Source organism: Mycobacterium heidelbergense, assembly GCF_050205645.1.
Lineage (GTDB): Bacteria > Actinomycetota > Actinomycetes > Mycobacteriales > Mycobacteriaceae > Mycobacterium > Mycobacterium heidelbergense_A.
This window is the reverse complement of record NZ_JBNMQT010000005.1, coordinates 202,367-223,184: the sequence shown is the minus strand read 5'-3', so window position 1 is coordinate 223,184 and position 20,818 is coordinate 202,367. Positions and strand designations below refer to the sequence as shown.

Annotated in this window: 19 protein-coding genes; 11 read left to right on the top strand and 8 right to left on the bottom strand. The window is 67.4% G+C overall.

Features of this window, described 5'->3' with window-relative positions; translation table 11 throughout:
- The first annotated feature begins 60 nt into the window (after nucleotides 1–60).
- A complete protein-coding gene (locus tag ACQI5H_RS07780; RefSeq protein ID WP_427078808.1) occupies nucleotides 61–954 on the top strand; it encodes a fructose bisphosphate aldolase in 894 nt (297 codons plus the stop codon).
- A 4-nt stretch (nucleotides 955–958) separates the two neighbouring features.
- On the opposite strand, the gene ACQI5H_RS07775 is transcribed toward ACQI5H_RS07780, so the two are convergent.
- The 3 genes from ACQI5H_RS07775 to ACQI5H_RS07765 are packed head-to-tail and all read right to left on the bottom strand — an operon-like array spanning nucleotide 959 to nucleotide 3,857.
- Nucleotides 959–2,131: a sulfotransferase family protein gene (locus ACQI5H_RS07775; RefSeq protein ID WP_427078807.1), complete on the bottom strand. Its 1,173-nt coding sequence runs from the start codon at nucleotides 2,129–2,131 to the stop codon at nucleotides 959–961.
- The gene (locus ACQI5H_RS07770) at nucleotides 2,128–3,228 is read right to left on the bottom strand and encodes a DUF1214 domain-containing protein (protein ID WP_427078806.1); all 1,101 of its coding nucleotides are present in this window, start codon (nucleotides 3,226–3,228) and stop codon (nucleotides 2,128–2,130) included. The genes ACQI5H_RS07775 and ACQI5H_RS07770 overlap by 4 nt, the downstream gene beginning before the upstream one ends.
- A 50-nt stretch (nucleotides 3,229–3,278) precedes the next feature.
- Nucleotides 3,279–3,857, bottom strand: a complete 579-nt coding sequence (locus ACQI5H_RS07765) for a TetR/AcrR family transcriptional regulator (protein ID WP_427078805.1) — start codon at nucleotides 3,855–3,857, stop codon at nucleotides 3,279–3,281.
- A gap of 123 nt (nucleotides 3,858–3,980) precedes the next feature.
- Between ACQI5H_RS07765 and ACQI5H_RS07760 the strand changes: the two genes are divergently transcribed.
- From ACQI5H_RS07760 to ACQI5H_RS07750, 3 genes are read left to right on the top strand one after another with little or no spacing between them, the layout of a single operon-like run.
- Nucleotides 3,981–6,206 carry an acyl-CoA dehydrogenase gene (locus ACQI5H_RS07760; RefSeq protein ID WP_427078804.1) on the top strand — a complete coding sequence of 742 codons (2,226 nt, stop codon included), beginning with the start codon at nucleotides 3,981–3,983 and terminating at the stop codon, nucleotides 6,204–6,206.
- An 8-nt stretch (nucleotides 6,207–6,214) separates the two neighbouring features.
- Nucleotides 6,215–7,423: a thiolase family protein gene (locus ACQI5H_RS07755; RefSeq protein ID WP_427078803.1), complete on the top strand. Its 1,209-nt coding sequence runs from the start codon at nucleotides 6,215–6,217 to the stop codon at nucleotides 7,421–7,423.
- Between the two features lie 2 nt (nucleotides 7,424–7,425).
- Nucleotides 7,426–7,836 carry a Zn-ribbon domain-containing OB-fold protein gene (locus ACQI5H_RS07750; RefSeq protein ID WP_427078802.1) on the top strand — a complete coding sequence of 137 codons (411 nt, stop codon included), beginning with the start codon at nucleotides 7,426–7,428 and terminating at the stop codon, nucleotides 7,834–7,836.
- Nucleotides 7,837–7,854: 18 nt separating this feature from the next.
- Here ACQI5H_RS07750 and ACQI5H_RS07745 read toward each other — a convergent pair whose 3' ends face one another.
- Nucleotides 7,855–9,309: an aldehyde dehydrogenase family protein gene (locus ACQI5H_RS07745; RefSeq protein ID WP_427078801.1), complete on the bottom strand. Its 1,455-nt coding sequence runs from the start codon at nucleotides 9,307–9,309 to the stop codon at nucleotides 7,855–7,857.
- 141 nt (nucleotides 9,310–9,450) lie between these two features.
- On the bottom strand, nucleotides 9,451–10,449 hold the full coding sequence (locus tag ACQI5H_RS07740) for a LacI family DNA-binding transcriptional regulator (protein ID WP_427078800.1): 999 nt from the start codon (nucleotides 10,447–10,449) through the stop codon (nucleotides 9,451–9,453).
- Between the two features lie 206 nt (nucleotides 10,450–10,655).
- Between ACQI5H_RS07740 and ACQI5H_RS07735 the strand changes: the two genes are divergently transcribed.
- Genes ACQI5H_RS07735 through ACQI5H_RS07710 form a run of 6 tightly spaced genes read left to right on the top strand, consistent with a single transcriptional unit; the run spans nucleotide 10,656 to nucleotide 16,912 of the window.
- Complete coding sequence (locus ACQI5H_RS07735; protein WP_427078799.1) at nucleotides 10,656–12,005, top strand: amidohydrolase family protein; 1,350 nt, start codon at nucleotides 10,656–10,658, stop codon at nucleotides 12,003–12,005.
- Between the two features lie 2 nt (nucleotides 12,006–12,007).
- On the top strand, nucleotides 12,008–14,347 hold the full coding sequence (locus tag ACQI5H_RS07730) for a CoA transferase (protein ID WP_427078798.1): 2,340 nt from the start codon (nucleotides 12,008–12,010) through the stop codon (nucleotides 14,345–14,347).
- A 1-nt stretch (nucleotide 14,348) separates the two neighbouring features.
- Complete coding sequence (locus ACQI5H_RS07725; RefSeq protein WP_427078797.1) at nucleotides 14,349–14,678, top strand: hypothetical protein; 330 nt, start codon at nucleotides 14,349–14,351, stop codon at nucleotides 14,676–14,678.
- Nucleotides 14,668–15,846 carry a thiolase family protein gene (locus tag ACQI5H_RS07720; protein ID WP_427078796.1) on the top strand — a complete coding sequence of 393 codons (1,179 nt, stop codon included), beginning with the start codon at nucleotides 14,668–14,670 and terminating at the stop codon, nucleotides 15,844–15,846. Before ACQI5H_RS07725 ends, ACQI5H_RS07720 begins: the two co-directional genes overlap by 11 nt.
- Entirely contained in the window at nucleotides 15,843–16,268 is a 426-nt protein-coding gene (locus tag ACQI5H_RS07715) for a Zn-ribbon domain-containing OB-fold protein (RefSeq protein ID WP_427078795.1), read from the top strand. Before ACQI5H_RS07720 ends, ACQI5H_RS07715 begins: the two co-directional genes overlap by 4 nt.
- Complete coding sequence (locus tag ACQI5H_RS07710) at nucleotides 16,265–16,912, top strand: PadR family transcriptional regulator (RefSeq protein ID WP_427078794.1); 648 nt, start codon at nucleotides 16,265–16,267, stop codon at nucleotides 16,910–16,912. Before ACQI5H_RS07715 ends, ACQI5H_RS07710 begins: the two co-directional genes overlap by 4 nt.
- Here the strand turns inward: ACQI5H_RS07710 and fadD1 are convergent.
- The 3 genes from fadD1 to ACQI5H_RS07695 are packed head-to-tail and all read right to left on the bottom strand — an operon-like array spanning nucleotide 16,857 to nucleotide 20,139.
- Nucleotides 16,857–18,500, bottom strand: coding sequence for a fatty-acid--CoA ligase FadD1 (gene fadD1 / locus ACQI5H_RS07705; RefSeq protein ID WP_427078793.1), 1,644 nt, complete (start codon nucleotides 18,498–18,500; stop codon nucleotides 16,857–16,859). The genes ACQI5H_RS07710 and fadD1 overlap by 56 nt on opposite strands.
- Before the next feature lie 5 nt (nucleotides 18,501–18,505).
- Nucleotides 18,506–19,276: an SDR family NAD(P)-dependent oxidoreductase gene (locus tag ACQI5H_RS07700; RefSeq protein ID WP_427078792.1), complete on the bottom strand. Its 771-nt coding sequence runs from the start codon at nucleotides 19,274–19,276 to the stop codon at nucleotides 18,506–18,508.
- Between the two features lie 32 nt (nucleotides 19,277–19,308).
- Nucleotides 19,309–20,139: an alpha/beta fold hydrolase gene (locus ACQI5H_RS07695; protein ID WP_427078791.1), complete on the bottom strand. Its 831-nt coding sequence runs from the start codon at nucleotides 20,137–20,139 to the stop codon at nucleotides 19,309–19,311.
- Between the two features lie 68 nt (nucleotides 20,140–20,207).
- On the opposite strand from ACQI5H_RS07695, the gene ACQI5H_RS07690 reads away from it, so the two are divergent.
- On the top strand, nucleotides 20,208–20,816 hold the full coding sequence (locus tag ACQI5H_RS07690) for a TetR/AcrR family transcriptional regulator (RefSeq protein ID WP_076060095.1): 609 nt from the start codon (nucleotides 20,208–20,210) through the stop codon (nucleotides 20,814–20,816).
- Nucleotides 20,817–20,818 lie beyond the last annotated feature (2 nt).

Genomic DNA, 20,818 nt, shown 5'->3' with positions numbered 1-20,818 from the left:
GAGGCTGATTGCGCACCGTGACGAAAGGGGTGCGACGACCACAAGGGAGTGGAGAATTCCATGCCGAACGAAAAGCAAGCAGACAGGATGACGTCGGGCAAGGGATTCGTCGCAGCGCTCGACCAGAGCGGTGGGTCGACGCCGAAGGCGTTGCGCCTGTATGGCATCGAGGAGGACGCCTATTCCTCCGAGAAAGAGATGTTCGACCTCATCCACGAGATGCGCTCGCGGATCATCACCTCCCCGGCGTTCACCGGTGACCGGGTGCTGGCGGCGATTCTGTTCGAGCAGACGATGGACCGCGAGATCGAGGGGAAGCCGTCGACCACCTACCTGTGGGAGACCAAGGGCGTGGTGCCTATCCTCAAGATCGACAAGGGGCTGGCCGAGGCCTCCGACGAGGTGCAGCTGATGAAGCCGATGCCGGGGCTGGACGAGCTGCTGGAGCGGGCCGTGGGCAAGGGTGTCTTCGGCACCAAAGAGCGCTCGGTGATTGGCGGCGCCAACGCCGAGGGCATCGCCGCGGTGGTCGCCCAGCAATTCGAGGTGGCCCACCAGGTGCTGTCGCACGGACTGGTGCCCATCATCGAACCCGAAGTCACCATCTCGATCGCGGACAAGGCGCAGGCCGAGGACATCCTGCGCGACGAAATCACCAAGCAGCTCGAAACCGTTCCCGACGGACAGCGGGTGATGCTCAAGCTCAGCCTGCCCAGCGCGGTCAACCACTACCGTCCGCTGGTCGAACATCCGCGGGTGATGCGGGTGCTGGCGCTCTCGGGCGGCTACTCCCGCGAGGAGGCCAACAAGCTGCTGGCGCAGAACAGCGGGGTGATCGCCAGCTTCAGCCGCGCGCTGACCGAGGGGCTCACCGCCGACCAGTCCGACGAGCAGTTCAACGCCACGCTGGACGCGGCGATCCAATCGATCTACGACGCCTCGGTCGCCGGCTGATCCGCTACCGCAGCTGTTCGGTCGGCACCCCGTAGCGCTCCTGGTAGGCGCTCACCCGTTCGCGCACCTCGCCGGCGTCCAGGCCGGTGTCCGACCAGGTGTAGCGACCCCGTCCGCCGTCCCCGGGATGGGCGGTGAGGAAATCGCGCATCTTTTGTGCGGCCTCGGGTTTCAGCTCGCGCCCCAGCCTCCGATAGATGTCGTTGATCGTGGTCCAGGGGTCGTTCATGAACTCGGTGAACAGCACGTCGATCACGCGGCCGGCGGGCACCGCGCCGCCGTCGCGCAGCGTCATCCCGCGATCGAGGCCGACGACGATCTCCTCGTAGGACTGCGCCGCGCACTCGGCGATGTTGGACTCGTCGCTGCACATCCGTCGCAGGTGGTGGGTCAGCGCGGCGATCGACGAGATGACGTTGAGTGGATCGCGGTGCGTCTGCACAATCAGCGCGTCGGGATATTCGGTCAGCAGCGCATCCAGCTGCCACAGATGCGCCGGCGATTTCAGCAGCCACTGGCCGGGCACGCCAGATTGTAGGTGCTGCAGGAAGATTCGATGGAAGCGGTACGCACCGGCGTAGTCGGCGTCATATAGAAGCCAGTGCGAGTAGCTCGGCAGGCGGTACTGCACCGGAAAGATCATGCTGGTGAATTCGCTCGCCGTGATCCGGACGCACTCCTGCCCGACGAGGGCGCCCATCGGGTGAAATGCGAGGAAGCCGGGAACGATCTGCTCGGAGAGCTCGATGCTGGCCTGCACCTGCGCGATACGCGGATCGGTGTGATACGTCTCGAGCCGCGGGACCGGGCAGGGCTCGTCGACCTCCCAGGTCAGCGGGGCGCGCAGCTCCGGATCCTGGGCGAGCAAGTCGTACAGGATCGTGGTTCCGGAGCGGGGTTGGCCGACGATGAAGATCGGCTGGGTGATTGGCTCGCGGGCGATCTCGGGGTTTTTCGTGCGCCACGCGATCACGCCGAGCCGGTTCTTCAGGGCGCGCATCACATCCAGGCAGGCGATCTCGACTCCGAGGTCCGACAGCCGCGCCTCGTTGATCAGCGCGTCGGTGAGACGCTCCAGCCCGGGCCGCCAGCCGTCCGCGCCGAAGTCGTCGCTGCCCGCTTCTTCGCAGGCGGCGGCGATGAGCCGATCCGGGTCGAACTTCTCGTTCAGCGTCATGCCCGTTCCCCCTGCCGGCGGACCGTCACCGTGACGTCGGGCGGATTGGGGTTGTCGAGCCAGCGCAGCACCACGAATCCGCGATGTCGCCCCCCGGTGTCGAGCCAGTGGCCAAAACCGAAGTCCTGTGCGGAGATCGCGATGCGCACGCGCCCGTCCGCGTCCGGCCGCGCTCCGCGGTTGGTTACCGAGCTGTGTCGGCGGCGCGGCTCCAGGCACTCGTGCCAGATGTTCTCGAGCGTGACGTTCCAGTACCGCGTGTCAGGCGGCTGAATGTCGAGCACGAGCGCCTCGCCGGGGTCGAGCCGAAACGTGCCCATCATGTACAGGTTGTCCGGGGTGGTGTCGGCCGCACCCAGATCGGCGGCCTCGGCCGTCAGCAGCGTGTTGGGGCGCTCCAGCAGCTCGGGCTTGATCGTGCGGTGCAGCGTGACGAGCTTCATGAGTGTCCATGCCATGGCGGTGAATTGCTCGGCGAGTTCGTCGTCCGTCAGCGGAGCGAGTGGACCGGGATCGGGCGCTTCGATCCGCAGGGTGGCCAGCTCCTCGGACCCGCGGTCGGCGAGATACTCCCGCACGACGACCGATGACGCGTCGTCGGGAATCTGCACCCACCGCGCGCCGTCGAGATCGGACGGTTCGTCGGCCGACAGGACGAGCGAGAATTCTCCCGACGTCATGGCCAGGTCGGTGTCGCTGACGTAGTTGGACATCCGGCGCGGGGTCAGCCCGGTGCCGGCCAGGACCTGGAATCCGAGATAGGCGCTTGTGCCCCGGGCGCCGGTGATCCGGTAGCGCCGGTCGCCGCGGATCATCGCCAGGTAGTAGTTGCCGTCGGGATTGGGCCCGCCGATCATTCGGTTGTCCGAGCACATGTCGAAGAACGAAGGCCGGTCGAGGTCGGCCTCGACCGATAGTTGCGAGCACAGCGACGACACCCGGGCAATGACGCGCAGCCCCTCGAGAAGTTCTCGCTCGGACTCGGCGTCCTGGGTCACCACCTTGGTGACGTCGGCGAGCATCTGCTGAAAGAACTGCCACGCGGCGAGCGTCTTCGGGGCAAGGTTGGACGGCTCCGGCCCCTGATTTAGCGTCATAGCTTCATACCTAGACCATGTCTCGCGCTCGCGCTGCCGATTCGGGTGGGTTATCGGGGCCGGCGGCCGAGGGCCTCGACGACTATCCGGGTGGTCGTTTCGGCCCGCCGCCGCGAATAGGGTTGTGCGCCAGAGAGTATCGGATACACCACGCCGCCCACGATGGCATCGGCGGCGGAATCGGCCATGGCCTCGTCGAGGCCATCGGCAAGAAGCCGGTTGCGGACGCTTTCGTGCAGCGGCGAGGAGAATCCGGCGCGCAGTTTGACCGCCGTCTCCTCGTGCTCCATGCCGGCGGCGGTCAGGGTGCGCAGCATGGCCGAGCCGCGGGCCGTGGTCAGGCTCGTGACAAGTTTGCGCACCCATCCCACGAGGTCGTCCGCCAGATCGTCGGTGTGGTTCACCGACGCCAGGATCCTGTCGGCGTCTTCGAGCATGACGTCGGCGACCAGCGCGGGGCGGCTGGGCCACCAGCGGTAGATCGTCTGCTTTCCCACACCGGCGCGTGCGGCGACCGCTTCGATGGTCAATCCGTCGAAGCCGCGCTCGAGAAGCAGTTCGCGCGTGGCGGTGACGATCGCCGTGCGGGATTTCTCGCTGCGGCGTCGCGGCGCGAGATCGCTTGGCATGCGGTGATCCTCACCTCTCACAGTCCCTCGGGATCGGGCCCGCTTTACATATCCCGACCCGGCCCGTAATCTTGCCACAAGACGAGACGGTTCGTCTTGTAAGGGGAAGGGTAGCAGTCTTCGATGCCGCTTGGCCTCTCCCCGGAACAGCAGGAACTCAGCGACGCGGTCGGGCGGTTCGCCGGCCGGCACGCCCCGATCTCTTCGACGCGCGACGAGTTCGATGCGCTGGCCGCCGGCAAGCTTCCCCCATGGTGGGATGCTTTGGTCGCCAACGGCTTCCACGCGGTTCACCTTCCGGAGCACCTCGGCGGCCAGGGTGGACGGCTGATCGACGCCGCCTGTGTCCTGGAGTCGGCGGGCAAGGCGCTGCTGCCCGGACCACTGCTTCCGACGGTGACGGCGGCAGCCGTCGCGATGCTGGCAGACCGCATGCCGCAGGCGGAATCGCTGCTGCGCGATCTCGCATCCGGAACGCCCGCCGCGCTCATCCTGCCCGACAACGGTGACTTTGTCGCGCGCGCCGACGGCCCGCAATGGGTGGTCAGCGGAGCATCGGGCGTCACGATGGGCGCGTGTGCGGCACAACGGATCCTGATCGGCGCCCGCCGCCAGGACGACGGCGTCGTGTGGGTTCTCGTCGATACCGGACAGCCAACCGCGACAGTCGAATCCGTGCACGGCACCGACCTGGTCGCCGACATCGGGATGCTGCGGCTGGCCGAGCATCGCGTGGGCGAGGCCGACCTGCTCACCGGCATCGACGTCGACCGTGCGGCATGTGTCGCCCTGGGCCTCGTCGCCAGTGTGACGGCGGGTATCGCGCAATGGTGCGTCGAGGTGGTCACCGCGCACCTGCGCACCCGGGAGCAGTTCGGCAAGTTGATCGGAACCTTCCAGGCGTTGCAACACCACGCCGCGATGTTGTTGGTCAACAGCGAACTCGCCACCGCGGCGGCCTGGGACGCGGTGCGCGCCGTCGACGAATCGCTCGACCAGCACCGACTCGCCGCGGCCGGCGCCGCCGTGATGGCGATCTCGCCGGCGCCGGACCTGGTGCTCGATTCGTTGACGATGTTCGGCGCCATCGGCTTCACCTGGGAACACGACCTGCACCTGTATTGGCGACGGGCCACCAGTCTGGCCGCATCGATCGGGCCGGCGAATCGTTGGGCGCGGCGCCTGGGCGAGCTGACGTGTGCCCAGCAGCGCGACATGTCCGTCAACCTCGGCGACGCGGAATCGGAGTTCCGTTCTCGGGTGGCCGAAACCCTAGACGCCGCTTTGCAACTGCGCAACGACCAGCCGGGGCGGCAGGGCGACTACCCGGAGTTCGAAACCGGTCCGCAGCGCACCACGATCGCCGAGGCCGGTCTGATCGCGCCGCACTGGCCGCCACCCTGGGGGGTCGACGCCAGCCCCCTGCAGCAGTTGATCATCGACGAGGAATTCGACAAACGACGCGACCTGGTCCGGCCTTCGTTGGGCATCGCCGAGTGGATCCTTCCGTCGGTGCTGCAGGCCGCACCAAAAGACTTGCAGGAGAAGCTGATCCCACCGACCCAGCGCGGTGAGATCGCCTGGTGCCAGCTGTTCAGCGAGCCGGGGGCCGGGTCCGACCTGGCCGCACTGGCGACGCGGGCGACCAAGGTCGACGGCGGCTGGAGCGTCAGCGGGCACAAGATCTGGACGTCGGCGGCGCACCGCGCGGATTTCGGGGCTCTGCTGGCGCGCACCGATCCGGCCGCGAGCAAGCACCGCGGCATCGGCTACTTCATTCTCGACATGCGATCGCCCGGGATAGAAGTCCAGCCGATCAAGACGGCTACCGGCGATGCGCACTTCAACGAGGTCTTCCTCAACGACGTCTTCGTGCCCGACGACATGCTGCTCGGGGATCCGACCGACGGCTGGAATCTCGCGATCGCCACGATGGCCGAAGAGCGTTCGGCCATCAGCGGTTACGTCAAGTTCGACAGGGCGGCCGCGCTGCGGGTGCTCGCGGCTCAGCCCGGACCGGACCGCGACGACGCACTGCGAGACCTCGGCGAGCTCGACGCGTACACCAACGCCATCAAGGCCCTCGGGGTTCGGGAAACAATCCGGCTGCTTGACGGCCAAGCCTCAGGCCCGGCGTCCAGCATCGCCAAGGTGGCGATGAACGTGCTGCTGCGGCGCACGTTTCAGGCCACGCTGCAGCTGACCGGACAGACGGCGATGGTCGCCGATTCGGAACCCGCCGTGGTGCAGCCGTATCTGCACCTGCCCGCCGAATTGATCGGCGGCGGCACCCGGGAGATCCAGCTGAACATTATCGCCCAAATGATTCTCGGCCTGCCCCGAAAGTAGGACAGCACATGGGATTACGTGGAGATGCGGCGATCGTCGGGTATGTCGAACTCTCGCCGGAACGCCTGAACAAGGCTTCACCAGCGCCGTTCGTCCTCGAACAATGGGCCGAACTCGCCGCCGCCGCGCTCGAGGATGCCGGTGTGCCCGGCGAGGCCGTCAACGGGATCGTCGCATCACACCTGGCCGAGTCGGAGATCTTCGTGCCCTCTACCATCGCCGAATACCTGGGCGTGGGAGCGCGATTCGCCGAGCACGTCGACCTCGGGGGTGCCAGCGCCGCGGCCATGGTGTGGCGGGCGGCCGCTGCCGTCGAACTCGGCATTTGCGATGCCGTCCTATGCGCGCTACCCGCCCGCTACATCACGCCGTCGTCGAAGAAGAAGCCCAGGCCCATTATCGACGCGATGTTCTTCGGCTCGTCCAGCAACCAATACGGCTCTCCGCAAGCGGAATTCGAAATACCGTACGGCAATCTCGGCCAGAACGGCCCCTACGGTCAGGTGGCTCAACGCTACGCGGCAATCTACGGCTACGACGAGCGCGCGATGGCCAAGCTCGTCGTTGACACCCGGGTGAACGCCAACCACACCGAAGGCGCGATCTGGAAGGACAAGCCTCTCACCATCGACGACGTGCTCGCCAGCCCGGTGATCGCCGACCCCTTGCACATGCTGGAAATCGTGATGCCGTGCGTCGGGGGTGCCGCCGTCGTGGTGGCCAACGCCGACCTTGCCCGCCGGGCGCGGCATCGCCCGGTGTGGGTCAAGGGCTTCGGTGAGCACGTGCCGTTCAAGACCCCGACGTATGCCGCGGACCTGCTGACCACGCCGATCGCCGCGGCCGCCGACACCGCCTTCGCCATGACCGAGCTGAAGCGTGAGCAGATGGACATGGTGTCGATCTATGACTGCTACACCATCACCGTGTTGCTGTCGCTGGAGGACGCGGGCTTCTGCGAAAAGGGCAAGGGCATGGAGTTCGTCGCCAACCACGACCTGACCTTCCGCGGCGACTTTCCGCTCAACACCGCGGGAGGCCAGCTCGGCTTCGGCCAAGCGGGATTGGCCGGCGGGATGCACCACGTCTGCGACGCCACCCGCCAGATCATGGGCCGTGCGGGTGCGGCGCAGGTCGCCGACTGCAACCGCGCCTTCGTGTCCGGCAACGGCGGCATCCTGTCCGAGCAGACGACGCTCATACTGCAAGGGGACTGACGATGAAATTCGAACGCCCGATGCCCGTCAAAACGCCTACCACCGCGCCGTTTTGGGATGCGCTCGCCGAACATCGCATCGTCATCCAGTATTCGCCGTCGCTGCGGTCTTATGTGTTCTACCCGCGGGTGCGTGCGCCCCGCACGCTGGCCGACGACCTGGAATGGCGCGAGATCTCGGGCATGGGCACCTTGTACTCCTACACCGTGGCCCATCGGCCCGTCAGCCCGCACTTCGCCGACGCCGTGCCGCAGCTGCTCGCCATCGTCGAATGGGACGAGGGCCCAAGGTTTTCCACCGAGATGGTCAATGTCAATCCGGCCGATCTTCGGGTCGGAATGCGGGTGCGGCCGGTGTTCTTCGACTACCCCGAACACGACGTGACGATGCTGCGTTACGAACCCGCCGCCTGACGCCTCACGCCGAGGTGATCACATCTGCGCCCAGACGATCTTCGTCTGCAGGTAGGTCTCCAGCCCCGCTTTGCCGGACTCATAGCCCCAACCGGATTGCTTGTACCCGCCGAAGGGCATGGAGTGGTCGAACTGCATCTGGCAGTTCAGCCCCACGGTTCCGGCCTTGAGCCGCTTGGCAATTCGGTGTGCGCGGCCCAGATCGCGGGTCCAGGCGGTGGCGGCCAGGCCGTAGGTGCTGTCGTTGGCCAGGGCGACGGCCTCGTCCTCGTCGTCGAACGGGATGACCGCGACGACCGGGCCGAAGATCTCCTCCTGGAACAGCCGGCTCGTAGTGGCGACATTGGTCAGCACGGTGGGACGGACGAAGTATCCCTTCCGGTCCACTCGCTCGCCCCCGGTAACGACCTCAACGCCGTCGGAGCGGCCCTGGTCGAGATAGCCCAGGACGCGGGTGAGCTGCTTCTGGCTGATCAGCGGGCCGATCAGGCTGCCCTCGTCCTTGGGGCCGCCCTGCGGCAGTCCGTTCGCGACGTTCGCCAATTGCTCCAGGAACTGCTCGTAGATACCGCGCTGGACGAAAATGCGCGACCCGCACACACACGCCTGGCCGGAGTGGATGAAGGTGCCGAACGCCGCCATCGGGACGGCCTTCGACAGGTCGGCGTCATCGAAGACCACGACCGGCGACTTGCCGCCGAGCTCCAGCGTCACCTTTTTCAGATTGCTCGCACCCGCCGCGTGCACGATTTCCCGGCCGACCTCGGTCGATCCGGTGAACGCGACCTTTTCGACGTCGGGGTGCGCGGTGATCGCCGCGCCGGCGGTGTGCCCGTAGCCCAGCAGCAGGTTCGCCACCCCGTCGGGCACGCCGGCCTCGGTGAGGATGTTGTCCAGCACCAGTGCCGACAGTGGCGTCTCCTCGGCCGGCTTGACGACGCTGCTGCAGCCCGCCGCCAGCGCCGGTGCAAGCTTGGCGCAGAAATTGAAAACCGGTCCGTTCCAGGGAAATATCAGCCCCACCACGCCGTACGGTTCCTTGAGGGTGTAGGCGTGCTGGTGCGAGTCGATGCCGGTGAGGCCGCCGGTGTGCACGTCGGCGGCGATGCCCTCGATCTTGGTGCACCAGCCGGCGTAGTAGCGGAAAAACTCTGAGCCGACTGTCACGGTGCCCTGCGCTTGGAGCGGGGTCATGCCCGCGTTGAGCGATTCGAGTTCGGCCAGCAGCTCCGCGTTCTGATCGATCAGCTCGCCGACGCGCCACAGGATTTTGGCGCGCTCGCTGGGCGCCTTGTCCCGCCAGACGCCCGCCTCGAATGACGCCTTGGCCCGGGCAACCGCGTCGTCGACGGCTTCCGGCCCGCAATCCTTGAACTCGGTGACCTGCTCTTCGGTGGCGGGATCGACGACCGCGATCGTCTCACCGGTGCCGGGTCGTTCGCGGATCTCGTCGAGAACCGACTGCACCTTCATAGCTATCCCCTCGCGTCTTTGCGACCTGAAGCCCCATGGATCCACACACGGGACCTACCGGAAGTTACGCGCTTAACCTCCGGATGTCCAGCCCCGCTCTGGCAACGCTTCGCGTCACGGAATCCTTGCGAAACTCGCTGCTCACGTGGAGTCGCGCACGATCAGGCGGGCGACGTCTGTCGGCTGCGGGGGTGCCGGGGCGGCGTATCCCAATTCGGTCAGCACGGCGGCGATCGCGGCGTCGGCGACGGCGGTCGGGTTGAACTCCACCGTGGTCAGCGGCGGAGAGCTCAGCGCCGCCATCGGCGTGGCGTCGACGCCCATCACCGCGAGGTCGGCCGGGCAGCGTAGGCCGGCGGCGCGGATCCCGTGCAGCACCAGGCACGCGATCTCGTCGCTCTGCGCGCACACCGCGGTGATGCCGTCGCGCACCCAGCCGGTCACCACCTCGACGGCATTGTCCTGGGTGACTTCAGCGACGGAGACCGACGGAAGGTCGCGGGCCAGGGCCGCGCCGGCCACGCCCTCGAGCCAGTAATCACCCAGGAGTCGCCATCTGCGGTTGCCGGTGTAAGCGAAGGCGATCCGCCGGTGGCCCCGGGAAACGAGGTGCTCGACCCGTAGCTCGCCAACGGACAGGTGCGGGTCTCCCAGGGCGGGCAGCGTCCCGACGTCGATGTGCGGGACGCCCGCCGCCTTCACGGCGTGCGCGGCCGCCTCGCTCAGCGGGAACAGGCTCGTGACCGCGGCCGGGTCGAGGTTCTCGATGGCCTCGACGACATGGCGATCGTCTTCGGCCTCGAAGATCTGGAGCTGAAGCAGTCCGACGCGTGCCAGCTCGGTGGTCATCCGGCTGCCGGCCTGCATCGGCATGTCGCCGACCGCCACGTGCGGCAGCACGTAGAGCACCACGCCGCTCTTACCGCGAGCGAGGTTGCGCGCGGCGAGGTTGGGTCGATAACCGAGTAGTTCGGCAGCGCGGTAGACCGCATCGCGCGTCGGCTCGGAGATTCTGCGGCCCTCGGCGTTGTTCAGCACGTAACTGACCGTCGCGGTCGACACGCCGGCCAGTCGGGCCACATCGGCGGTGGTGGGCCGCACGGGCTTGTCGACCAATGCATCACCTCTCGGGCCGGCCATGCCTCATGGTGGCACGCCGCGCAAACAATATGGACTAATAGTCCAAATGGATAGCTGGCGCTACGTTGCCGTACGCCGCCGCATTCCGAGACGTTTGCCATTGTGGGACAGGTCTTGTCGGATCGTAGGACGACGGGCGGTCGCCGTTGACACTGTGACCGACACCATTGTCTACTAGTCACATCTCGATGCGCGAGGAGTGCGGCATGAATAAGGACGATCTGATCCTGATCAGCGTGGACGACCACATCGCTGAGCCGGCCGACATGTTCGACGCGCACGTTCCCGCGAAGTACAAGGACCGGGCCCCGCGCGTGGTCCTCGAGCCCGACGGCGTCCAGCAGTGGTACTACGGCGACATTCGCGGACGGAACATGGGCCTCAACGCCGTCGCGGGCAAACCCCGCGAGATGTACAACGTCGACGCCTGCAGCTACGACGAGATGCGTCCGGGATGCTTCAACGTCGACGAACGGATTCGCGACATGAACGCCGGCGGGCAACTGGCCGGCTTGAACTTCCCGAACTTCACCGGCTTCTCGGGCCAGGTGCTCAACCAGGGCCCCGACCGCGACGTCAACCTGCTGATGATCAAGGCGTACAACGACTGGCACGTCGACGAATGGTGCGCGGCGTATCCGGGGCGCTTCATCCCTTGCGGCATCCTGCCGCTGTACGACGTGGCCGAAGCGGCCAAGGAAGTCAAGCGGCTCGCGGACAAGGGCTGTCACGCGGTGACGTTTTCGGAGAATCCAGAGGCCTTGGAAATGCCGAGCATTCACACCAAGTACTGGTACCCGTTGTTCGAGGCCGTCTGTGAGAACAGCACCGTGCTATGCACCCACGTCGGCTCCGCGTCGCGATCCGCACAAGTGTCGACCGACGCCCCGCCCAGCGTGCAGATGACGGCATCGTCGATGATGAGCATGTTCACCTTCACCGAGCTGATCTGGGCCGAATTCTGGGCTGACTTCCCACAACTCAAATTCTCCCTCACCGAGGGCGACGTCGGCTGGATACCGTATTTCCTCTGGCGCGCCGAGCACGTCTACAACCGGCACTCGGGCTGGACGCAGGCGAAGTTCCCGCCCGGCTACGGCGGGCCGACCGACGTGTTCAAGCGGCATTTCTACACCTGCTTCATCAGCGACAAAGTCGGCGTCAAGAACATGGACTGGTTCAACGAGGACATGCTGTGCTGGGAATCCGACTTTCCGCACTCCGACAGCAATTGGCCGTTCGCGCCCGAGGACGTCATCGAGACCATGGGCCACCTCGACGACGCGGTCGTCAACAAGATCACCCACGAAAACGCCATGGCCGCATACTCATTCGACCCCTTCCGGCACATCCCGAAAGACCAGGCCCGGGCCGGCTACCTGCGCGCCCAGGCCACCGACGTCGACGTGGTGACCCATGTCGGCCATCGCGCCAGCCAGCGTGACCTCGACACGTGGACGCGGATGACGCAGTTCGCGCTGCAGGCCCAGGGATCCGGGCCGGTGACTGCGGAGGTCACCGGCATCGCCGGGCGCGCCACCACCCTGGGCAACTGAGCGTGGCCGCCGAGGCGCCGTTCGCGGACTGGCGTGTGCTGGAGTTGTCCAACGGGATCGCGGTGTCGTACTGCGCGAAGATGTTCGCCGACGCGGGCGCCGACGTCGTGAAGATCGAATCGCCGCAAGGTGATTCGGTGCGCGGCTGGTCGGCCGGGGGCGCACCCGGTGCGCTGTTCGGCTACCTGGCGGCGGGCAAGAGGTCGGTGGTCCGTCGCGACGACGCCGAGACCGCCGCGCTGCTGGCCGGCGCCGACGTCGCGCTCACCGACCTGACCGACGGCTGGACGCTCGACGACATCACGGCGCACACCGGGCCGTCGGCCGTCGTGGTCGCCGTGACACCGTTCGGGCTGACGGGTCCTTACGTCGACGACCGCGTGGTCGCCAACGAGTTCATCCTGCAAGCGCTGTGCGGCTCGACCGCCGGCCGTGGCTGGCCGGGCGACGAACCCGTGCAGGCGGGCGGCCGGCTGGGCGAGTGGCTGGCGGGCTCGTTCGCCGCGGCGGTGGCCGCGGCAGCGGCACGCCATGCCGCCCGGGGCGGAAGCGGTGAGATCGTCGACGTCTCGACCTACGAGGCGATGGCCCTCGCGATGGGCGGCCTGTCCGCCATGTCGGCCAGCGTACTGGGGCCGGATTCCCTTCAGCAACAACGCAGTCTGGAGCTGCCGTCGATCGTCCCCACGGCCGACGGCATGGTCGGCTTCTGCACCATCACCGCGCAACAGTTCCAAGACTTTCTGGTGATGATCGATCGCGCCGATCTGGTCGACGACGCCGAGCTGGCATCGTTCGTAGGGCGAGTCGAGCGCCGCGACGAATTCCTCGGCATGGTCACGCAGTGGACGGAAACGCGTACCACCCAAGAGATCATCGATCTCGCGGTTGCCTTCCGAATCCCGGTGGCCCCCATCGGCACCCCGGCCACACTGCCCAAGGTCGACCACTTCGTCGAACGCGGCGTGTTCGTCGAGTCGGAGCCCGGGGGGCTGCAGCCGCGGGTGCCCTACCGCAGCGACGTCATCGTGACCGTGCCGCCGCGGCGCCCTCCCGAACTGGGTGCCGACAATGGCCGCGTGCGGTGGCCACCCCGACCCGGTCGGTCCAGCACCGCCGAACCCGACGCACTTCCGTTGTCCGGCATACGGGTAACCGACTTCACCGCCTTCTGGGCGGGACCCGTCGCCACCCAATTTCTCGGTGCCCTCGGCGCCGACATCATCAAGCTCGAGGGCGTCCGCCGGCCCGACGGCATGCGGCTCTCCGCGGGCCGCCCCCCCGACTGGGACCAGTGGTGGGAAACGGGCCCGGTGTTCCTGTGCAGCAACAACAACAAGCGCGGCGTCAGCGTCGAGCTCAGCACCGACGCGGGGCGCGGCATTGCCCTGGATCTCATCGCCGCCAGCGATCTCGTCATCGAGAACTTCTCGCCGCGGGTGATGGAAAACTTCGGCCTGCAATGGGATACGGTGCGCGGCGCCAACCCGCGCGCAATCATGGTGCGGATGCCGGCGTTCGGCCTCGACGGCCCGTGGCGCGACCGCGTCGGCTTCGCGCAAACCATGGAACAGGCGACGGGCATGGCGTGGATGACCGGACATGCCGACGGGCCGCCCGTGATTCCGCGCGGGGTGTGCGATCCCATCGCGGGCCTGCACGCGGCCTTCGCCGCGATCGTGGCGCTCGTCGTCCGTGACCGGGACGGAACCGGCATGCACGTCGAGTCCACGATGGTGGAGTCGGCGCTGAACGTGGCCGCCGAGGTGGTCGTGGAGTACTCACGCAATGGAATCGAGCTGCGGCGGAACGGAAATCGCGGCCCTGGAGCGACTCCGCAAGGCGTGTATCGCTGTGCGGGTGACGACGAGTGGGTCGCGCTCGCCGCGACCGACGACGACGCCCGCGTGTCCCTGGCGAAACTCATCAATCGGTCCGACTTCGGGCCGGATGAGGCCGGGTGGCGGGCGCAGGCCGACGACATCGACAAGCTGATCTCGGATTGGAGCGCGCGACGTACGGTGGCCGAGGCGGTCGGCGCGCTGCGTGCCGGTGGGGTGGCCGCGGCACCGGTCACGCCAGCGGGGGCACTGCTTAGCGATCCGCAACTGCTGGCCCGGGGTTTTTGGGAAACGGTCGACCACCCGGTGGCCGGCTCGTTCCTGTGCACCGGGATGCCCTTCGCATTCGTCGGGAAGCCACGGCGCTGGATCCGCCGCGTGCCGCCGTTGTACGGCCAGCACACCGCCGAAGTCCTGACGGGCCTGCTGGGGCGCAGCGAAGGAGAGGTTGCCGAGCTGCGGGCAGCCGGGGCCACCAGCGCGCGGCCGGCGGGCTTGTGACATGGCAGTCACGCTGTGCGTGCCGCCGCGCGCCGGCGAGCTGTGCGCACCGGTGCGCTTTCTGGTACGGCAGGACTCCGTGGTGATGGAATTGACTGCGCGGCACCGGATCACCAGTGTCGAGTGGGACGAGCGTGAGCGTGCGGTGGCAATGGTGGTGGACATCACGGACCCGCAAACGGCGCGGCCGGTCGACGTGCGGATCGACGTCGTCGAGGCGGGCGTGGCGCACGCCGACACACGGACGAGGACGATCGGAACCATCGTGCGCGACGGCCGGCAATACGACGTCGTGGGCACCTACCTGGGAGTTGTCGCGGATGAAAACTAGCCCCTCGAAGCGCACGGCGGCGATCGTCGGGGTGCACAACACCCGGCAGGGCCGCCGGCTGGAGGGTGAGACGTCACGCAGCCTGGCGCTCAAGGCTATTCGCGGTGCCCTCGATGACGCGGGGCTGAGCCTCGACGACGTCGACGGAATCAGCGCCGGCCCGCTGTCGGCGACGCTGATCTACGACTTGCGCCTCGGCCCCGCCTGGCAGGGGTTGGGCTTCGGGGTGAGCATGATCACCGAGGCGGCCGCGGCCATCGAGCACGGCATGGCCGACGTGGTGCTGCTCGTCGCCGCCCAAGCCGGTGAATACCGCGATCACGAGGCCACCGCACCATGGACCAGGCCGGAGAACGAATTCGTCGCGCCCTGGGGGATGTTCACCGCCGCCGAGTTCGCGCTCATCGCTCGACGGCACATGCATGTCTACGGGACAACCCGCGAACACCTGTCCATGGTGGCGGCGACCATACGCAACAACGGATCGCGAAACCCCGAAGCCGTTTATTACCAACGTGGCCCGTTCACCACCGATGACATCACCGCGTCGCGGCCGGTCGCCGATCCGTTTCACCTTCTCGATTGCGCCACCACGTCCGAAGGCGGGTGCGCGCTGGTTGTGGCCAACTTGGAGAAAGTAGCAGACAAGGTGGACGCCGCGGCCCGAGCGATCTACGTGTTGGGCAGCGGCGCGGACTTCCACGGCCCGTCGTATCAGCACCCACCCGCGTGGGACCTCGTCGGCCGGCGGGGCGATCACGTTAACGGCGTTGTCGGCCGGCGCGCCGCCGAGCGTGCGTTCAGCCACGCCGGCCTTCGACCCGACGACGTGGATGTGCTCGAGCTCTACGACCCATTCTCGTTCGAAATCATCCGGCAGCTAGAGGCATTCGGATTCTGCGGTGAGGGCGAGGGGGGACCGTTTGTTGCCGACGGCCACATCGCCATCGACGGCAGCCATCCGATCACCACCGACGGAGGAACCATGTCCTTCAGCCACGCGGGTTCCAATCCACAAATGATGCAGCGGGCCATTCGAGCCGTTGAACAACTGCGCGGCGACGCTGGCGACCTGCAGGTGCCCGACGCGCGTATCGCGTTGTGCAGCAACGGGGGAGCGGGAGCGCTGTTCACCACTGTCCTGATCCTCGGAGACGAACCGCGATGACTTCCGAAAATTCCCTGCGGCCGCAGACCGGTCCGGTGCCGCATGCCAGCAGTCCGGTCAGTTCCCCGTTCTGGCAGGGATGCCAGACGGGGGAGCTTCGATATCAACGCTGCGAGGACTGCGGCCAGTCGAATTTCCCGCCCACCGAGCACTGCCGCGAATGCCTTTCACACGAATTGCGGTGGGAGCACAGCGGCGGCGTCGGCGAGATCTACAGCTGGACGGTGGTGCACAGGCCGGTCACCGCGGAGTTCGCCCCGCCCTATGCACCCGCGATCGTCACCCTGGATGAGGGTTACCAGATGCTGACGAACATCGTCGGTGTCGCGCCCGAGGAGCTGGTCGTCGGCATGCGGGTGCGGGTGCAGTTTCACGCAGTCGGGGCGGATGTGACCCTCCCCTACTTCACCGGGATTCCATGAGCCCCGCCCGCACCAGCAACGGACTGCCGGTAACCGCCTACCTCGTCCTGGGCGTGCTGGCGGCCAACGACGAGCAGCTCACCGCCGGCGAGATCAAGATGCGCGCCGAGCTGTCGGTCGGGCACTTCTATTGGTCGCCGTCGGTCAGCCACGTGCGGCGCGAACTGACCCGGTTGCTGGCTCGGGGCATGGTCAGCGAGTCCCCCGCGCAATCCGGCAAGCGCGCCATCACGTTGTACGCGACGACGGATGCCGGGCTCGACGCGCTGCGCCGGTGGGTCCAGCACTTTCCGGGCCAGGACCAAGTCGTCATCAAGCATCCCGTCATTCTCAAGACCTGGCTTGCCCGCGGCGACGATCCCGAGCACGTAATCGATGCGCTGGAGCGGCATCTCGAGGCGACTCGGGCCAGGTTGGACGAGGCGCTGTGGTCGCGCCAGCGATCCCGTGAACTCGGCATCGCCGACGATCCGGAGCAGCGTTTCTCTTTCGCCGTCCTCGACTACGCGATCCGCGGGTTGTACGCGGAGATCTCCAACATTGCGCAGCTGCGTGACGAGATCGCCAGCGGCACAACCCGCGATCCGATCAAGCGGGTGCGACGTTCGAAGGGGCAGATCCGCCGCCGGGCACCCGAGGACTAGGCGTGTCCGACGCGACCCGGTAGGCCGTGCCACGCGGTTCGCGCTCCCAAAGGATTTCGCCCTCGCCCGTGGCCGTTCCCTGGGCGATCAGCTGGCGCTTGAGCACCTTGTGGGTCGCGGTGCTGGGCAGGTCGGCGGCGATGCGGACGAATCGTGGCCGGGCCTTGGGGGACAGGTCGGGTTGTGCATCGAGGAATGCCTCGAATTCGTCGGGGTCGATGACGTGGCCCTCGTTGAGGACGATCGCGGCCATCACCTGGTCGCCGACCCGCCCATCCGGAACGGCGTACACCGCGACGCGATTGATGGCGCTGTGCCGCAACAGGAGTCGCTCGATCGGTGCCGCGGCCAGATTCTCGCCGTCCACCCGCATCCAATCGGCGGTGCGGCCGGCGAGGTAGATCCAGCCTTCCGCGTCCCGGTAGGCGAGGTCCCCCGACCAGTACATGCCGTGGCGCATGCGTTCGGCGTTGGCTTCCGGGTCGTTGTAGTAGCCGGTGAAGAAGCCCGATCCCGTCGTGTTGACCAACTCACCCACGGCCTCGTCGGCGTTGGCGAGCGCCCCGTGCGCATCGAAACGCGCGACGGCGCATTCGGTGACGGTCTCGCTGTCGTACACCGCGACCCCGTCGACGCCCCTGCCGATCGAGCCCGTCGGCGTGCCGGGCTCACGGATCACGATGACGGCGTTCTCGGTTGAGCCGAACCCGTCCTCCACCTGGACGCCGAAGCGGCGCGAGAACTCCTCGATGTCTTTGTCATTGGCCTCGTTGCCGAACGCCACCCGCAGCGGGTTGTCGGCGTCGTCGCCGCGTTCGGCGGTGGCCAGTATGTAAGCCAACGGCTTGCCGACGTAGTTCATGTACGTGGCGCCGTAACGGCGGATGTCGTCGAGGAAGCTGCGCGCCGAGAACTTCGCCGGCACGATCGCGGCGCCGGAGACCACTCCGGGCGCCCACCCGGCCACGACCGCGTTGGAGTGAAACAGCGGCATCGACACGTAGCACGTGTCCCGCTCGGTAAGCCCGAAGCGGTCGGTCAGGCTCAGACCCGCGACGGCGGCCATCATATGGGATACCGGCACCGCCTTGGGATTTCCACTGGTTCCCGACGTGAAGATCATCATGAACGCGTCCATCGCGGTGACGTTTCGATGGGGCACCAGGTCCCCGGCGCCGCGGACGAATTCCTCCCACTGCGGCGTCGAGCTATCGAAGATGCGCGTTCCCCCGAGGTCCAAACCGTCCAGCAATGGCCGGTGTTCGGCGTCGGTGACAACGAATTGGCAGTCGGCCCGCCGGATGTCCGCGGCCAGCGCCGCGCCGCGCCGCGTCGTGTTCAGTCCGCACAGCACGTATCCGCCGAGACCGGCCGCCGCCATCTGGGCCAGCATCTCGGGCGTGTTTCCCAGCAGGACGCCGATGTGCATCGGCCGTTGCGGATCGGCGGCGCCGAGCAGGGCCGCGGCCCGGGCCGCGGACTTGCCGAGGTACTCGCTCCAACTCCATTGCAAATCACCGTGTTTCACGGCAACCGCCGAGTCCGACAGGCGCTTGCGCAGCAGCGCTTGCATCGTGTCGTCGGCCATCGGGCTTATCCGCCCACCATCATCAGGCCGCCGTCCACCGCAAGCAGTTGGCCCGTAATGAAGCCCGAACCGGGGCCGGCCAGGAAGACCAGCATCGGCCCGACGTCGCGCGCCGGATCCCCGAGCGCCCCGCCGACCGGAATCATCATCTGCATCTGCTGGTCGATGAGGGCGCTCGCTTCCGGGCCGAGGAAATCCCGGAACCGGTCCGAGCCGGGTGTCTGCACGGCGGGAGCCAAAGCGTTGACGGTGACCTTGTCGGCGCCCCAGGCTTTGGCGGCCGATCGCGTCCACGCCTGCACCGCGCCCTTGGTTGCGGCATAGACGGCCGAGATCGGGCTGCCCATAACGGCTTCGGAGGATCCGAAGTTGATGATCCGGCCGCCTTTGGGATCTTGGTCCCTCATCACCGCGTACACGGCCTGGTTGGTGAGGATGGTCGCCTTCACGTTGGTGTCCAACAGGAACGAGATCTCGTCGTCCCCGATGTATCCCGGAACCCCGGCCTGCCACAGCCCGGCCGCGTTCACCAGGACATCGAGTCCGCCGAGGCGGTCGGTGGCTTGTTGCACCATCGCCGAAACGGCGCCGGCGTCACGCACATCGCACTGCAGCCACGCGGCCGCGAGACCTTCCGGCGGCGGAGTTTGGTGATAGGTGGCGACGACCTTGGCCCCCGCCTCGGTGAGGACTCCGACGGCGGCCGCACCGATACCGGTAGCGCCGCCGGTCACCAGGATCCGCCGGCCATGCAGTGGTGGTGTCGCGTCTGGCATAGCGAAGACGCTAGCCGACGCGTGCCGACCCGCTAGGCGCGCACCGCGATCGACGACAGCAGGTCGGCCAACTGATCCGGCTGGTCCACCATCGAGAACGTCCGCGCGCCCTCGATCACCTCGAGCCGCGCGTTGGGGATGGTCGCCGCCAGTCGTTCGCCGTCGCCGAGCTCGAAGAACATGTCATCGGCCGACCAGGCGATCAGCGCGGGCTTGTCGAACTCATGCAGCCGCGCGGCCACGCCGGTAGTGACTTCCGTGCGCAGCGACAGGGTGAGCTGGCGCAGGTCCTCGGCGACGGCTGGGTCGGAGAGCCCCGGGCGCACCCACGCCTCCGTGAGCTTGTCGATGTTGCGGTGCGCCAGGCCGTCGAACGCGCGCTTGCGTGCCGCCGGCACGCGCATGGCCTGGGCGACGGTCCTAAACGTCGTCTTGGACTTGGCCGCCAGGATCACCGGCTTGAGGATCGGCGGCGGAAAGTGTTCGAACGCATCGCAACTCGTGAGCACCAGCGCGCCGAGCCGCTCGGGGTGGTGCACGGCGACGAGTTGGGTGACGACGCCGCCCGTGTCGTTGCCGACCAGCACCACATCCTCGAGTTCGAGGGCGGCCAGCACCTCGGCGACGATGCCAGCGACACCGTTGATCGTCCGATCGGCTCCGGGGCCCAGGGGCTCGGGGTGCGCGCCCAGCGGCCAGGTGGGGGCGATGCAGCGCAGGCCGCGATCACCCAATCGTTCGCTGACCCGGCGCCACAAATCGCCGCCCATCATGTACCCGTGCACGAACACGACGGGCCGGCCATTCTCGGGTCCGGTTGCTTCGTAGTGGATGGTTCCCGCACTAATGTCGATCGTCGACATGGATAACTCCTACCTCGAACGGTACACTTACAAACAGGCTGTCTGTTCGTAAGTTACCAACAGACTGTATGGAAATCAAGAGACGCACCCAGGAGGAGCGCTCCGCGGCGACCCGCGACGCGCTGATCTCGGCCGCCCGCAAGCTGTGGGGCCTGCGCGGTTACGCGGAGGTGGGGACGCCGGAGATCGCCGCGGCCGCTGGGGTCACCCGGGGCGCGATGTACCATCAATTCGCCGACAAGGCAACGCTTTTCGGCGAGGTCGTCGAGGCCGTGGAGCAGGACGTGATGGCCCGGATGGCCACGCTGGTCGCCGAATCGGGGGCGGCGACGCCCGCTGACGCGATCCGGGCCGCGGTCGACGCCTGGCTTGACGTCTCCGGTGATCCCGAGGTGCGCCAGCTGATCCTGCTCGATGCGCCGAGCGTGCTCGGCTGGCCCGCCTTTCGCGACGTCGCCCAGCGCTACAGCCTGGGCATGACCGAGCAGCTGCTCACCGAGGCCGTCCGGGCGGGGCAGTTGGCCCGGCAACCGATGCGGCCGTTGGCCCACATACTGATCGGCGCCCTCGACGAGGCCGCCATGGTCATCGCCACCGCCGACGATCCGAAACGCGCGCGACGGGAAACCGGTCAGGTGCTGCACCGGCTCATCGACGCGATGCTGGACGAGCGTTGACG

Bases quoted from the DNA above. Each gene is read 5' to 3' on its own strand.
- ACQI5H_RS07700 (WP_427078792.1), bottom strand. From the start codon at position 19,276: ATGCCAGACGCGACACCACCACTGCATGGCCGGCGGATCCTGGTGACC.
- ACQI5H_RS07770 (WP_427078806.1), bottom strand. From the start codon at position 3,228: ATGACGCTAAATCAGGGGCCGGAGCCGTCCAACCTTGCCCCGAAGACG.
- ACQI5H_RS07765 (WP_427078805.1), bottom strand. From the start codon at position 3,857: ATGCCAAGCGATCTCGCGCCGCGACGCCGCAGCGAGAAATCCCGCACG.
- ACQI5H_RS07780 (WP_427078808.1), top strand. From the start codon at position 61: ATGCCGAACGAAAAGCAAGCAGACAGGATGACGTCGGGCAAGGGATTC.
- ACQI5H_RS07695 (WP_427078791.1), bottom strand. From the start codon at position 20,139: ATGTCGACGATCGACATTAGTGCGGGAACCATCCACTACGAAGCAACC.
- ACQI5H_RS07750 (WP_427078802.1), top strand. From the start codon at position 7,426: ATGAAATTCGAACGCCCGATGCCCGTCAAAACGCCTACCACCGCGCCG.
- ACQI5H_RS07725 (WP_427078797.1), top strand. From the start codon at position 14,349: ATGGCAGTCACGCTGTGCGTGCCGCCGCGCGCCGGCGAGCTGTGCGCA.
- ACQI5H_RS07745 (WP_427078801.1), bottom strand. From the start codon at position 9,309: ATGAAGGTGCAGTCGGTTCTCGACGAGATCCGCGAACGACCCGGCACC.
- ACQI5H_RS07755 (WP_427078803.1), top strand. From the start codon at position 6,215: ATGGGATTACGTGGAGATGCGGCGATCGTCGGGTATGTCGAACTCTCG.
- ACQI5H_RS07720 (WP_427078796.1), top strand. From the start codon at position 14,668: ATGAAAACTAGCCCCTCGAAGCGCACGGCGGCGATCGTCGGGGTGCAC.
- ACQI5H_RS07740 (WP_427078800.1), bottom strand. From the start codon at position 10,449: ATGGCCGGCCCGAGAGGTGATGCATTGGTCGACAAGCCCGTGCGGCCC.
- fadD1 (WP_427078793.1), bottom strand. From the start codon at position 18,500: ATGGCCGACGACACGATGCAAGCGCTGCTGCGCAAGCGCCTGTCGGAC.
- ACQI5H_RS07735 (WP_427078799.1), top strand. From the start codon at position 10,656: ATGAATAAGGACGATCTGATCCTGATCAGCGTGGACGACCACATCGCT.
- ACQI5H_RS07775 (WP_427078807.1), bottom strand. From the start codon at position 2,131: ATGACGCTGAACGAGAAGTTCGACCCGGATCGGCTCATCGCCGCCGCC.
- ACQI5H_RS07710 (WP_427078794.1), top strand. From the start codon at position 16,265: ATGAGCCCCGCCCGCACCAGCAACGGACTGCCGGTAACCGCCTACCTC.
- ACQI5H_RS07715 (WP_427078795.1), top strand. From the start codon at position 15,843: ATGACTTCCGAAAATTCCCTGCGGCCGCAGACCGGTCCGGTGCCGCAT.
- ACQI5H_RS07690 (WP_076060095.1), top strand. From the start codon at position 20,208: ATGGAAATCAAGAGACGCACCCAGGAGGAGCGCTCCGCGGCGACCCGC.
- ACQI5H_RS07760 (WP_427078804.1), top strand. From the start codon at position 3,981: ATGCCGCTTGGCCTCTCCCCGGAACAGCAGGAACTCAGCGACGCGGTC.